The 12,368-nt window shown below is 43.6% G+C and carries 13 protein-coding genes; 3 read left to right on the forward strand and 10 right to left on the reverse strand.

Annotation, left to right across the window (positions count from 1 at the left end):
* Positions 1 to 42 precede the first annotated feature (42 nt).
* From pyrR to A9176_RS08005, 3 genes are read right to left on the reverse strand one after another with little or no spacing between them, the layout of a single operon-like run.
* Positions 43 to 570: a bifunctional pyr operon transcriptional regulator/uracil phosphoribosyltransferase PyrR gene (gene pyrR, locus A9176_RS07995; RefSeq protein ID WP_010000485.1), complete on the reverse strand. Its 528-nt coding sequence runs from the start codon at positions 568 to 570 to the stop codon at positions 43 to 45.
* A 50-nt stretch (positions 571 to 620) separates the two neighbouring features.
* Positions 621 to 1,547 (reverse strand): RluA family pseudouridine synthase, encoded by a 927-nt coding sequence (locus A9176_RS08000; RefSeq protein WP_077283109.1) that lies wholly within the window; start codon positions 1,545 to 1,547, stop codon positions 621 to 623.
* Positions 1,525 to 1,926, reverse strand: coding sequence for an EbsA family protein (locus A9176_RS08005; protein WP_077283111.1), 402 nt, complete (start codon positions 1,924 to 1,926; stop codon positions 1,525 to 1,527). Before A9176_RS08005 ends, A9176_RS08000 begins: the two co-directional genes overlap by 23 nt.
* A gap of 531 nt (positions 1,927 to 2,457) precedes the next feature.
* Between A9176_RS08005 and fba the strand changes: the two genes are divergently transcribed.
* Both fba and A9176_RS08015 read left to right on the forward strand, forming a co-directional pair.
* Positions 2,458 to 3,339, forward strand: a complete 882-nt coding sequence (fba, locus tag A9176_RS08010; protein ID WP_077283113.1) for a class II fructose-1,6-bisphosphate aldolase — start codon at positions 2,458 to 2,460, stop codon at positions 3,337 to 3,339.
* Between the two features lie 123 nt (positions 3,340 to 3,462).
* Positions 3,463 to 3,852, forward strand: coding sequence for a ribonuclease HI family protein (locus A9176_RS08015; protein ID WP_077283114.1), 390 nt, complete (start codon positions 3,463 to 3,465; stop codon positions 3,850 to 3,852).
* Positions 3,853 to 3,872: 20 nt separating this feature from the next.
* Here A9176_RS08015 and A9176_RS08020 read toward each other — a convergent pair whose 3' ends face one another.
* The 3 genes from A9176_RS08020 to A9176_RS08030 all read right to left on the reverse strand — a co-directional run bounded on the left by A9176_RS08020 (position 3,873) and on the right by A9176_RS08030 (position 8,066).
* Positions 3,873 to 4,739 carry an ROK family protein gene (locus tag A9176_RS08020; protein WP_077283115.1) on the reverse strand — a complete coding sequence of 289 codons (867 nt, stop codon included), beginning with the start codon at positions 4,737 to 4,739 and terminating at the stop codon, positions 3,873 to 3,875.
* 81 nt (positions 4,740 to 4,820) lie between these two features.
* Positions 4,821 to 6,092: a glycoside hydrolase family 32 protein gene (locus tag A9176_RS08025; protein ID WP_029510405.1), complete on the reverse strand. Its 1,272-nt coding sequence runs from the start codon at positions 6,090 to 6,092 to the stop codon at positions 4,821 to 4,823.
* Positions 6,093 to 6,101: 9 nt separating this feature from the next.
* The gene (locus A9176_RS08030) at positions 6,102 to 8,066 is read right to left on the reverse strand and encodes a sucrose-specific PTS transporter subunit IIBC (RefSeq protein WP_077283116.1); all 1,965 of its coding nucleotides are present in this window, start codon (positions 8,064 to 8,066) and stop codon (positions 6,102 to 6,104) included.
* A gap of 185 nt (positions 8,067 to 8,251) precedes the next feature.
* Between A9176_RS08030 and A9176_RS08035 the strand changes: the two genes are divergently transcribed.
* Complete coding sequence (locus A9176_RS08035; RefSeq protein WP_077283283.1) at positions 8,252 to 9,223, forward strand: LacI family DNA-binding transcriptional regulator; 972 nt, start codon at positions 8,252 to 8,254, stop codon at positions 9,221 to 9,223.
* 40 nt (positions 9,224 to 9,263) lie between these two features.
* Here the strand turns inward: A9176_RS08035 and A9176_RS08040 are convergent, their stop codons facing one another.
* The 4 genes from A9176_RS08040 to A9176_RS08055 all read right to left on the reverse strand — a co-directional run bounded on the left by A9176_RS08040 (position 9,264) and on the right by A9176_RS08055 (position 12,289).
* On the reverse strand, positions 9,264 to 9,449 hold the full coding sequence (locus tag A9176_RS08040) for a 2-hydroxymuconate tautomerase (protein ID WP_010000495.1): 186 nt from the start codon (positions 9,447 to 9,449) through the stop codon (positions 9,264 to 9,266).
* 2 nt (positions 9,450 to 9,451) lie between these two features.
* Positions 9,452 to 10,441 carry a YitT family protein gene (locus A9176_RS08045; RefSeq protein WP_010006071.1) on the reverse strand — a complete coding sequence of 330 codons (990 nt, stop codon included), beginning with the start codon at positions 10,439 to 10,441 and terminating at the stop codon, positions 9,452 to 9,454.
* A 116-nt stretch (positions 10,442 to 10,557) separates the two neighbouring features.
* A complete protein-coding gene (glnA, locus tag A9176_RS08050) occupies positions 10,558 to 11,904 on the reverse strand; it encodes a type I glutamate--ammonia ligase (RefSeq protein WP_048701302.1) in 1,347 nt (448 codons plus the stop codon).
* 49 nt (positions 11,905 to 11,953) lie between these two features.
* Complete coding sequence (locus A9176_RS08055; protein ID WP_010000499.1) at positions 11,954 to 12,289, reverse strand: MerR family transcriptional regulator; 336 nt, start codon at positions 12,287 to 12,289, stop codon at positions 11,954 to 11,956.
* Positions 12,290 to 12,368 lie beyond the last annotated feature (79 nt).

The raw sequence follows: 12,368 nt of genomic DNA on the forward strand, positions 1-12,368 counted from the left end.
ATAGGTCACAAAATTGCCAAATAACCTACTTTATATCTCCTATTAATGGACAATTTCAACGGCGTCACGGCCGTCAATTTCTTGGACCAAGACCTTGATCTTTTCATTTTGCGCCGTTGGAATATTCTTCCCAACAAAGTCTGCGCGAATTGGGAGTTCCCGATGCCCACGATCAACCAGTACCGCCAAAGCAATGGTATTTGGTCGGCCAATATGAATCAAGGCATCCAACGCGGCGCGGATTGTGCGACCTGTAAACAACACATCGTCAATTAACACAATATTTTTATCCGAAATATTGGTTTTTTCTTCAGCATTGAGACCTAAACTATCATCACGATTCAAGACATCATCACGAAAATTAGTGATGTCAATGGCCATCACTGGGATCTTAACCCCTTCTAATTGTTCTAGACGATTCGCGATCCGATGGGCTAAGAACTCACCACGTGTTTTAATGCCGACCAAGACAAGATCTTGCCCGCCCTTGTTACGTTCAATAATCTCGTAAGTAATACGCGTCAACGCACGTTGTAATGATGCGTTATCTAATACTTCTTTATTTGCCATATTCTCGTTATGCGGTTACACAACCACACAGCTCCTTTCTTAATCTGTTATTAATCATGTTGCGGATTAATTGGGGTCAAAGTTGCTAAAGCCTGCGCAAAATATGCGGGTATTTCACTATCAAACGTAAGGGTTTCCCCGGTTGTTGGTTGGGTTAGCGATAGTGTTTTGGCATGTAATAATTGACCTGCTAAAGTCACACCAGGTAGCTTTTGTGCGCCACCATAAACCGGATCCCCAACAATAGGATGGCCAATGTAAGTTAAATGGACACGGATTTGATGCGTACGACCAGTTTCTAAGCGTACCTTGAGTAATGTATAACCAACGTAACGGGCGATCACTTCAAAATGCGTCACCGCTTCACGTCCGCCTTCTTGGACCGCTTGCTTTTTACGGTCAATAGCATGACGGGCGATTGGTGCGTTAATTGTCCCAGTATTTTCTTCAAATTCACCGCGAACGAGTGCATAGTAAATACGGTCGTTTTTATGCGCTTTCAATTGTGCAGAGAGTGCTTGATGGGCTTGATCGTTTTTGGCAACCATTAACAACCCACTGGTGTCACGATCAATACGATGGACAATCCCTGGTCGGAATTCGCCATTAATCATCGATAATGGTGCATGGTGTAACAAACCATTCACCAATGTGCCAGACGTATGCCCTGCTGCTGGGTGCACAACCATCCCTTGTGGCTTATTGACCACTAATAAATCTGCATCTTCATACACAATATCTAATGGCATCGCTTCGGCGACAATTTCGGTTGGCTGTACGACTGGTGGCTGAATGCTAATGACATCGCCGGCAGTGACTTTGTACGAGCGCTTCACCCGTTGTCCGTTAACAAGCACTTCGCCTGATTGTACCCAATTTGCTAAAACTGTACGGGAATACGGTAGATCTTGATTTGCCAAAATGGCATCAATTCGGCCCGTTTGATCTGTGATATTAATTGTGATTTTGTCCGTCATGGGTATTCATATAATCCTTAATTTGTTGTGTGATATTTTTACTCAACCAATATTTCCGATCACGGCCGGCACGTGTGAATTGTAATACGTGCCCATTTAATTGCCAATTTTCAACTTTCACAAATGAAATTTCTTCATATTCTGACGTCAAGACATGCCCTAAAAATAGTCGTGGTCCGACGATATATAGGCGTCGGCGTAAAACAAGTATCAGACCTAACAGGAGGACGATGATTAGGTAACCAATCACTGGTAGGGCGAGTTTGAACTCCAACTCACTCCAAGTAATGAGACCAGCCAACAGCGCAATTCCCCACCATAACCAACTAATTTGGCCCGTTATTTCTAAGGGTTGAAAGAACCCACGCTTTGGAATCATGTGTTTACCTCTCATTCAATGAAAATATACGCTATTACTGCGCTATCTGACAATTTTCAGATGGCATTTGCCACTATTTTTCAAGTTGTTTTGTCATATTTCTTAAATTTTTATCGGAAATTAGCTAGAACTATTGTACCACAAATAGTTGTCAGACGTTGGTACCGCTCTGTGGATCTAACCTACAAAGCGTGGCACTTTTACCAAAATTATACAATCAAATATAAGACCAATTTTAAAATTGGTCTATGTTGCTTTATTTTTTTGACACGGTATAATGTTTTCTATAGCGAAAATGTAAGCGTTTCCAAAACAGAGGATCGTCCGCTGTTCACCAAATATTGATGGCTTGAACATCGCTAATACATGACGTTTATCGACTAGCAGGCTTAATCCCTTTAACAAAAACGATCAATTGGTCTAGTCTAAACGCCTTATTAACTAGCCTTTGAAATAGCCGAATTTCAACAGCATGATGACCCACTTTTTCGCGACAACACAATCTAAACCAAAGAAAGTTGAGAATAAATTATGACAATTGTTTCTGGTAAAGCTATTGTACAAACAGCCCGTGATCACGGCTACGCCGTGGGTGCTTTTAATACCAATAATCTTGAATGGACACAAGCAATCCTCCGAGTCGCACAAGCAAAACAAGCCCCGACGATCATTGCTATCTCAATGGGCGCTGTTAACTATATGGGTGGGTTTAAAACCGTTGCACAATTGATTCGCAACCTTGATGACGCCCTAAATATTACGGTACCCATTGCCATTCACCTTGACCATGGTGACTACGAGGCGGCCAAAGCCTCTATTCAAGCTGGTTTTACGTCGGTTATGTTTGATGGCTCGCATTTACCATTAGCGGAAAACTTAGCCAAAACGCGTGAAATCGTCGCGTTAGCCCATGCGCAAGATATTTCAGTGGAAGCTGAAGTTGGCAGTATCGGAGGCGAAGAGGATGGCATCATTGGCACTGGTGAAATTGCCCCAATTGCTGATGCCATTGCCATGATTGAGACTCAAATTGACTTTATCGCTGCAGGTATTGGCAATATTCACGGCCGTTACCCCGCTAATTGGCAAGGACTAAATCTGCCCCATCTCCAAAAATTAACAACCACACTAGACGCCATCACCAACCATCAAGTGCCGTTTGTTTTACATGGTGGATCGGGTATCCCAGATGATCAAATCAAAACAGCCATTCGCCTAGGTGTTGCCAAAGTTAATGTGAATACTGAAGCACAATTAGCCTTTCATCAAGCATTACGCGAATTTATTTTAACCGACCAAGATTTAATTGGTAAAAACTATGATCCAAGAAAATTATTGGCACCAGGTGTCACTGCCATTGAAGCAAGTTTAGCTGATCGCTTAGCTGTTTTCGGCGCCCCTTTTAAAAACTAACGTGCCTCAACCACAGACTTAAAAATAGTACATTTTTGGTTAAAAACCCGCTATAATAGGAAACAATATGACAGTATCCCAATCAGATTTGTCTTAAAAAAACTATTTGTCGAGGAAAAACCATTGCTTACCCTTTACGTCGATGCCGCACGTGAGCCCCACACTGGCCTCAGCGCTGCCGGTGCCGTACTGATTCAACAAAAACAGCAGCAACAATTTAAGTCACCCCTATTTGAATCTTTGGATAACCACGCGGCGGAGTTTCAAGCCTTGATTTGGGCGTTAAAGCAATTACCTCCTAACACGGATATTTTAACCATTTACAGTGATTCTAAATTATTAGTTGAGGCGTTACACAAACAATATGCCAAACATTATCAACCCGAAGTCGATAACATTTTGGCATTGCTAGCGTCTCGTACCCTCGTCCTTAGTCAATGGTTGCCAGAAAAAGACAATCTTGGCGCCCACAACTTAGCCTTACAGGCACTCAAAAACCGACAAACCAATTAATGGCTTGTCGGTTTTATTTTTTATAGTAATGTTTTCGCCAAATAGAAGCAACCGAGGATGCCGGCATTATCGCCATTAGCCACTGGCACGATATAGTCATCCAATGGTGGCACTGCCAAATAATCGCTCATTTGTTCCGCAAAGCTTTCCCGAATTAAGGGGAAAAGAATCTCACGATGTGGCACGCCGCCACCAAGTACCACCTTTTCTGGACGCAAGATCATCGTATAGTCCAAAATCGCTTGTGCCAAGTAGAAGGCTTCCATGCGCCATGCCAAATGATCATCAGGGATTTCCTTAGCACTCATGCCCCAGCGTTCTTCGATGGCTGGTCCAGCTGCCAAACCTTCCAAACAGTTCGCACCGTGGAATGGGCAATGACCCGCATACGTGTCTTCTGGATGCTTTTGCAAGAAGATATGACCGGCTTCTGGGTGACCATAACCACTAACAAGCTGTCCACCAGAGACAATACCGGCCCCAACACCCGTGCCGACTGTCAAATACACCATATTGTCAACGTCTTTGGCAGCGCCTGTCGTAAACTCCGCCCAACCAGCCCCATTGACATCCGTGGTCCAGTAATAAGGAATATCACGCCAAGCCTTCATCCGGCCTAAAAAATTATACCCTGACCAGCCGTGTTTTGGCGTGTCCAGCACATAGCCGTAAGTCTTTGATTCAGGCACAATATCAATTGGCCCAAAGGCGGCAATCCCAATGGCGTCGATGTTATCATATTGGTCAAAGAACGCAATCACCTGATCTAACGTCTTTTCGCCATCCAATGTTGGGAAGGCTGTTCGATCGATAATGTTAAAGTCTTCATCGGCAACAGCCACCACAAACTTTGTACCACCTGCTTCAATTGCACCTAATAGTCCCATTCTTTTACCTCTTTATGCGATGTTAACCCTATTTTGAGCAACACCTTTACGTACTAGCGTCTTCAATATCACAATAGCTGCCTAGAAATAACGTCCCGTCATAACCTGCAAACCATCTTCAGTATAAACTTCAATCACATCATTGTCTACAATCAGCAAGAGTTCATCAAGGTTGCCCGTCATTTGACGCGTATCTAAACGATGATCTTCCCACTGTTGCCGTTCAAAATACAACGTTTGGCCCACTCGCTTTAATGTGGCATGATCACCCAGGGCCACCGACCAATCCGCATCAGTCTGTACACGATATTGACCAACCGTCAGATGATCAAGCGACTGAATGTCAAGTACTGTCGGCGCCAATATTTCTTGGATTGGCTGTTGCACTAAGTGATTGTCGGCTGTGACGTGTAATGCCCGTGGTACCGTTAACACATGTACCCAATCGGCTGTGGCAATTGTTGGCACAGCTGCTTCCCGTTCGGGTGTCATCATGCCAGCCCATCCCCACATGATGCGTCGCCCGTCAGGTGCGTTCATCGTTTGTGGGGCATAGAATTCAAACCCTTGATCAACTTCTTCAAAGTCTGTTTCGACCTGAAAACGTGCCGTTGTTTCATCAAAAGTGCCAATCACATACCCCGTGTTATGAATGTTCTCATATCGATGATGCACATGATCTGGTGCTAACCCTTGTGGAGAAAACATCAAAATTTGCTTGCCATCGACAGTGATCAATCCTGGACATTCCAGCATATAACCACGAACATCGCGTAATTGATCACCTAGCAATGAGCCTTTAAATGTCCAGTTCTTAAAATCAACCGATTCATAAATGATAATATCGCCAACTTGATTATCGTGTTGCGCCCCTAAAATCAAGAAATAATGTCCATTATCACCCTGCCAAACCATTGGATCTCGCACATCTTTGGTAAACCCTGCCGGATGAGGAAATAATTCACCGAGTTTTTCAAAATGAATCCCATCATCACTCACCGCCCACATTTGCGATGATTTCACACTGTGACCAGCCGCATCGCGCACGTTACCAGTATAGAAGACGTAGAGTCGATCATCTTTGACAAAAGCGGCGCCCGAGTAGATACCGGCCGAATCCAAATTTTCCAGTGACGGCTTTAAAGCGGATTCAACCCGACGCCATGTCTTCAAATCATCTGAAATAAAATGGCCCCACTCTTTATACTTATGGTCGCAAGCCTTTGGATTCCACTGGTAAAAAACGTGGTACTGGCCTTTAAAAAATACGAGGCCGTTGGGATCATTAAGTAACCCTTTGGTTGGATATAAGTGATATTTCTCAAAAGCAATCGTATCATTTGTAACTAACATTTAAACTCCTTAAACTGGTGCAACAATCAGATTTTCAGCCGCTGCTTCGGGTACAGCAGTCAGAACAACATCAGTTGGGACAACCTTTGACCCAAACGGCTTGTCATGGACTACTTTCTCATATGATTGACTGTTGGTCACCACAACCATCGTTGTGACCGGATAGCCGGCATCAGCAATGACTTGCTTATCAAATGTACCAAGCACTGTCCCCTTCGTGACATACTGGCCTTGAACAACTTCTGACGTAAAGCCCTTACCTTCCAAGTTAACCGTATCAATTCCGACGTGAATTAATACTTCAACACCGTCATCTGTTTTTAATCCATAAGCGTGTTTTGTCGCATAAGCAACGGTGATCAGGCCATCGGCTGGCGCTACGATTTGATTATCACTTGGTTCAATCGCAACACCTTGTCCCATCATACCACTTGAGAAAACTGGATCATTTACCGTGGCAATATCCACTAATGCACCAGCAACTGGCGCATTTACAGACAAGCCAACAGCAACGACTGTTTCATCAGGCACAACTGGTGCCTTTGGTGTATCTGAAGCAGGCATGTGTGAGCGGCCGTAAACAAACGTTACCACAAACGCGAGCACAAAGGCAATAATCACTGAGATAAAGAAGCCAACCCACTTATTTGCTGGGATTGCAATGAAACCAATCAAACCAGCTGGGCCAAGTGATGAGGACATCACATGGAACAAGCCCATCATCAAGCTAGCAACACCAGAAGCCCCTAAGGCGATAAAGAATGGGAATTTGTACTTAAGGTTGACCCCAAACAAGGCAGGTTCAGTGATACCAAGCATCGCTGAGGCGCCGGCTGATGATGCCAAGGCACGCATCTTTGGATTTCCCTTGGCCAAGAAATAGATCGCAAAGGTTGCGGCCCCTTGCGCCACGTTAGCTGAAGCAGCAATTGGGAAGATAAAGTCACCACCAGTTTTGGCGATATTGGCTAACAATTGTGTTTCAATCGCTGGGAAACTTTGATGCAAGCCAGTAATCACAATGGCTGAATAGAATGATCCAAAGATACCATAACCAATAAAGCCAAAGGTTGTCACCATCCAAGTCAACCCATCGGTGATACCGTTTGAGATGACGCGCAAGATTGGTCCGACCACAATGAAGGTCACAAATCCTGTAATCAACATCGCAAGCATTGGCGTAAAGGTAAAGTCAATCGCCCCTTTCAAATGCTTATGGAAGAACTTTTCCAAAGTGGCAAGAATAAAGGCAACCCCGATAATTGGTAACACTTGACCTTGATAACCAGCTTGGGCAACATGCAAACCAAACAAATCCCAAGTTGGCATCTTACCAGTTGCCACCGCTTCAGCCACGTTATAACCGTTGACCAGGCTTGGCATCACCAACATCATACCAGCCGCAGCACCCAGGATTTCACTCCCACCAAACCGCCGTGTCGCTGTAATCCCAATCAAAATGGGTAAGAAGGCAAATGGTGCCGACGCCATTAGGTTAACCATTTCAGCTAAGCCAGTAATTTGTGGGAACATCTGAACCAATGACTTTGGTCCAAACATGCCAGCACCGGTCAAGATATTATTCAAGGCCATTAGTAGACCACCAGCAACCAAGGCTGGAATCAGTGGCACAAAGATATCAGACAAAACTTTAATCAAATCCATAATTGGATTTTTCTTACCAGACTGTGCGGCAATCTGCTTCAAGTCATCTGTTGAGGCTTGTTTAACGCCGGTTAGCTTCACAAATTCATCATAAACACCATTCACATCGCCAGGTCCAACAATGATTTGATACTGACCATTTGCGTTAAAGGTCCCTTTCAAATCCGGATCATTGTCTAAAGCGTCTTGATCAATTTTCTTGACGTCCTTGACGACAAGTCGTAACCGTGTGGCACAGTGCGCTGCAGCAATAATGTTGTCTTGTTCGACCGCGTTTGCCACGCGCTTTGCTACTTCATCATACTTCATTGGATTTTCCTCTACTCAGTTTAAAACGAGCTGTTAAAACAGCACTGCCAATCTTACAAATACGTATTACGGAACCGGTTCTTTATTACACTGTCATTGTAACCGCTTACAAATTATTTTGCAACCCCCACTTTTTTTTGCTGAATATCGCAACAACCGTTGGTATTTCTGATATGATTAAGGTTATGAATAAGAAAGTCACAATTAATGACATTGCCAAAATGGCAAATGTTGCCAAAAGTACGGTCTCCCGTTACCTCAATGGTGGCTCTGTGAGTGCCCACACCCGACAAAAAATTGATCGGATTGTAAAAGAATATCGTTATACCCCCAACACTTTTGCCCAAAGTCTTAAGCAACAAAAAAATCATACGATTGGCGTCATTGTGCCCCGCTTGGATTCCATTGCCCAATCCGATATGCTTCGTGGTTTGGACGAAAACAACCATGATGATACTTTTTTAATTGTCAATGCCTATCAAGATCCTGAGCGCGAATTAGCCGCAATTGAAAAATTACACGCCCAAAATGTTGGCGGCATCATTTTGTTAACGGCTAATTTAACTGACGCCATTCGTGAGACTTTAATGGCTTCCCCACTGCCAATTGTCATTCAAGGCCAAGACGAACCGAATTTTCACCGTGTCATTATGGCTGATCGTCAGGGCGGCGAGGCTGTTGGTGCCTATATTAAGACCTTAAATCCTGAAAATGTTTTATTGTTAAATGTCGATGCCAAAGCGGATCATGCTGTTGGCTATGAACGTTTCATGGGGATTAAAGCCGCGCTGACAAATATTCCCTATACCGAAGTGATTACCGACTTTAAACTCGATACCGCCAAGCGCGATGCCAAAATGGCTATGGCCGCCGATCAGTACGATCTTGTGATTGGCGCCACTGACCGTATTGTGGTTGGTGCCATGCAGGCTGGCTACGCATTGCAGCAAACACCACAATATATTGGCTTTGGTCAATCGTTTTTTAGCGAAACCGTGACCCCAAATCTAACTAGCTTTGAATTTAATTTTTTTGAAGCAGGTAAACAGCTCTATCAGCTGTTTACTAAAGTCCGTGATGAACAGCCACAAGCTATCCAACGTGTCGTGATTGATGGCCAATTGGTTATTCGGGATTCAACGCAACCAAAACAATAAAAAAAGCGTGTGTCACGTATGACACACGCTTTTTATTCACTTATTGATCACTCTTTAACACGCCGCCAACTGCGTAACGGTCTTTAGGCATTTCACGTACAATAACGTGTACCGCTTCGCGTGCTGCACCAGCATCTTCAACAATCACATCCGTGATGTCTTTCACCATTTTGGCGAGTTGTGCTTGTGTGCGACCTTCTAATAATTCAACTTGTACAATAGGCATAGTTAGATATCCTTTCTTTGTTCGACTTCAATTTGATCTAATTGCGCTTCTAATTGCAGATCAGCTTCAATTTGTGCTTCAACCGTTTCAAATTTTGGTACGGCAACGGCTTTTTTCATTTGCAACTGGCGGTCAGAGTCAAAGAATTCCCCTGACACACTGACCGTACTCATCAGATTGATAAAGGCTTTGGGATCTGTCCGATGGACAATCTCTTGCATTTCAACCAATTCATAACGTGATAATACCATCATCAACGTCATAGAATCACGCTTTGTATAAGCCCCTTTTGATGGCAAAATAGTAATCCCACGAATCAGATCCTTATGCAAAGCGGTCACCACTTCGTCGCCTTTTGAGGTGACAATCATGGCCGTTAACTTTTGATAACCGGTATAAATGGCATCAACAGCACGACCAGTGGCATAAATCCCGATTAACGTGAACAAGGCATTTTGCCAACCAATATAGGTACCAGCAACAATCACCACAACAAAGTTAATCCCGTTCATCAAGGCGCCGATTGACTTTCCCGTACGCTTCTGAACGACCATGGCAACAATGTCCATCCCACCGGTCGAAAAGCCATAACGCATGGCCAGCCCAATTGATACACCTAACAATAAACCACCAAACAGTGAGGCAAGTAAGGGTTCAGTTGTCAAAGCTTGTGTTGGGGCAAGAATTTGCAAAAATGACACAAAAATTGAATTCAAAAAACTCAAAATTGTAAATTTACCACCGATTAACTTCCAGCCAATAATCCCAATTGGGATGTTGAAAATCATAATGAACACACCAGTTTGGACATTCATATGAAAGACTTGCGCAAAGAAAATCGCTAAAAGCTGTGCAATACCGTTAAACCCACTTGAGAACACATTATTAGGGATTAAGAAGGCATTCAAAGCCAAGACTTGGACGCAGGCACTTGCGATAAATACAATCGCAATTAGCCAAGCTTTTCGCCAGTCAATTGTTATGTTTTTCATGTCGTTGACACGCTCCTCAGTCTATTAAAACACTCCCTTTATCATAACAAAAAAGCTACGACTTGTCGTGGCTTTTCTGATGAATTAATGTGCCCTAATGGCCAAAGCAGCAGCCATTAATAGTTTTCAAGATAGGCGTCAGTTTCCCATTGTGAGACGAACTGACGATATGATGTATATTCAATCTTCTTAGCTTCAATAAACTTATCCGCAATATGCGTACCAATAGCCGCAATCACCGTATCATCCTTCGCCAATTCACGCACAGCAGCCAACAATGTGTCTGGCAAGTCTGTGATACCAGCCTTTGTGCGTTCTGTTTCATCCATCAAGTAGATGTTCTTATCAACAGATGCCAATGGTTCAAGTTCGTTCTTGATCCCATCCAAGCCAGCAGCTAAGACCGCAGCCAATGTTGTATAAGGGTTAGCCGTTGGATCCACTGAACGCAATTCCAAACGTGTTGACTTACCACGAGAAGCCGGTACACGTACCATTGGTGAACGGTTTGAGGCAGACCATGCCACATAAACCGGTGCTTCAAAACCAGGTGTCAAACGCTTGTATGAGTTGACTGTTGGGTTTGCCAAGGCTGTGAAAGCTGTCGCGTGCGCCAACAAACCGCCCAAGAAGTTATAAGCTGTCTTTGACAAGCCCATTTCATCTGATGTGTCTTCAAAAGCATTTTCTGAATCGCGGAACAATGACATGTTGGTGTGCATGCCTGACCCGTTAATCCCAGCAACTGGCTTTGGCATAAATGTCGCAAAGTAACCATTCTTACGCGCAATAGTCTTCACAACCAACTTAAATGTCTGAATGTTGTCGGCTGCTTCCAAAGCAGAAGCGTACTTGAAGTCAACTTCATGTTGCCCTTCCGCAACTTCGTGGTGAGCCGCTTCAATTTCAAAGCCCATCTTTTCCAAAGTCAACACGATTTCACGGCGGACATTTTCACCCATGTCAAGTGGGGCCAAGTCAAAGTAGCCACCCTTATCGTTCAATTCAGTGGTTGGGTTACCGTTGGCGTCCAACTTGAACAAGAAAAATTCTGGTTCTGTGCCAACGTTAAATGATGTGAAACCAGCAGCTTTAGCTTCTGCCAAAACCTTGCGCAAAGCATAACGTGGGTCACCAGCAAATGGTTCGCGATCAGCCGTATAGATATCAGCAATCAAACGTGCAACCTTACCACCATGCTCATCTGTTGCCCATGGGAAAATCATAAAGGTTGACAAGTCAGGGTAAAGATACATATCTGATTCGTTAATACGCACGAATCCTTCAATTGATGACCCGTCAAACATCAAATTGTTGTTTAACACTTTGTCCAATTGTGATGTTGGCACTTCAACGTTCTTGATTGCACCAAAAACATCGGTAAATGTGACACGGATGAACTCCACATTTTCATCTGCAACAATTTGCTTAATTTCTTCTTTTGTATATGACTTGCGTGCCATGATTTTCCTTTCTTCCTACACCAATATTGAAATGCCCAGCATTTCAAAACTAACGACCAAACCGACCAATTTGCGCAAATTCTTTTTGCAATGATCGACGTAATGCTGTTTCCGAATCAGGTTGCCCTTCTGCTTTGCGGCGCTTTTTTGCGAAGATTTCTTGAATATCTTTGATTGAATCACCCGCATCTAGAAAATCTTTGATTTCTAGTAAGCGATCCACGTCATTCAATGAAAATCGACGCTGACCGCCCTTCCCGCGATTTGGCGTAATTAACTGATTTTGTTCATAATATCGAATCTGACGATCAGTTAATAGGGTCAATTCACGGACGGTGCCAATCGGCAGAATTGCTAAATTTCTTCTCAATTCACGTTCGCTCATTTAACAACCTCCGTTAACATATCTATATTCTAAGCTAAATCTGGCGATTTTGATAATACATGTCAGCTTTTATAACATG

Origin of the sequence: Leuconostoc garlicum, from assembly GCF_001998805.1 — a bacterium.
GTDB classification, from domain to species: domain Bacteria; phylum Bacillota; class Bacilli; order Lactobacillales; family Lactobacillaceae; genus Leuconostoc; species Leuconostoc lactis.

Excerpts from the sequence above, each read along its gene's own strand:
- pyrR (WP_010000485.1), bottom strand. The coding sequence starts at position 570 with ATGGCAAATAAAGAAGTATTAGATAACGCATCATTACAACGTGCGTTG.
- A9176_RS08000 (WP_077283109.1), bottom strand. The coding sequence starts at position 1,547 with ATGACGGACAAAATCACAATTAATATCACAGATCAAACGGGCCGAATT.
- A9176_RS08005 (WP_077283111.1), bottom strand. The coding sequence starts at position 1,926 with ATGATTCCAAAGCGTGGGTTCTTTCAACCCTTAGAAATAACGGGCCAA.
- fba (WP_077283113.1), top strand. The coding sequence starts at position 2,458 with ATGACAATTGTTTCTGGTAAAGCTATTGTACAAACAGCCCGTGATCAC.
- A9176_RS08020 (WP_077283115.1), bottom strand. The coding sequence starts at position 4,739 with ATGGGACTATTAGGTGCAATTGAAGCAGGTGGTACAAAGTTTGTGGTG.
- A9176_RS08025 (WP_029510405.1), bottom strand. The coding sequence starts at position 6,092 with ATGTTAGTTACAAATGATACGATTGCTTTTGAGAAATATCACTTATAT.
- A9176_RS08030 (WP_077283116.1), bottom strand. The coding sequence starts at position 8,066 with ATGAAGTATGATGAAGTAGCAAAGCGCGTGGCAAACGCGGTCGAACAA.
- A9176_RS08035 (WP_077283283.1), top strand. The coding sequence starts at position 8,252 with ATGAATAAGAAAGTCACAATTAATGACATTGCCAAAATGGCAAATGTT.
- A9176_RS08040 (WP_010000495.1), bottom strand. The coding sequence starts at position 9,449 with ATGCCTATTGTACAAGTTGAATTATTAGAAGGTCGCACACAAGCACAA.
- A9176_RS08045 (WP_010006071.1), bottom strand. The coding sequence starts at position 10,441 with ATGAAAAACATAACAATTGACTGGCGAAAAGCTTGGCTAATTGCGATT.
- glnA (WP_048701302.1), bottom strand. The coding sequence starts at position 11,904 with ATGGCACGCAAGTCATATACAAAAGAAGAAATTAAGCAAATTGTTGCA.
- A9176_RS08055 (WP_010000499.1), bottom strand. The coding sequence starts at position 12,289 with ATGAGCGAACGTGAATTGAGAAGAAATTTAGCAATTCTGCCGATTGGC.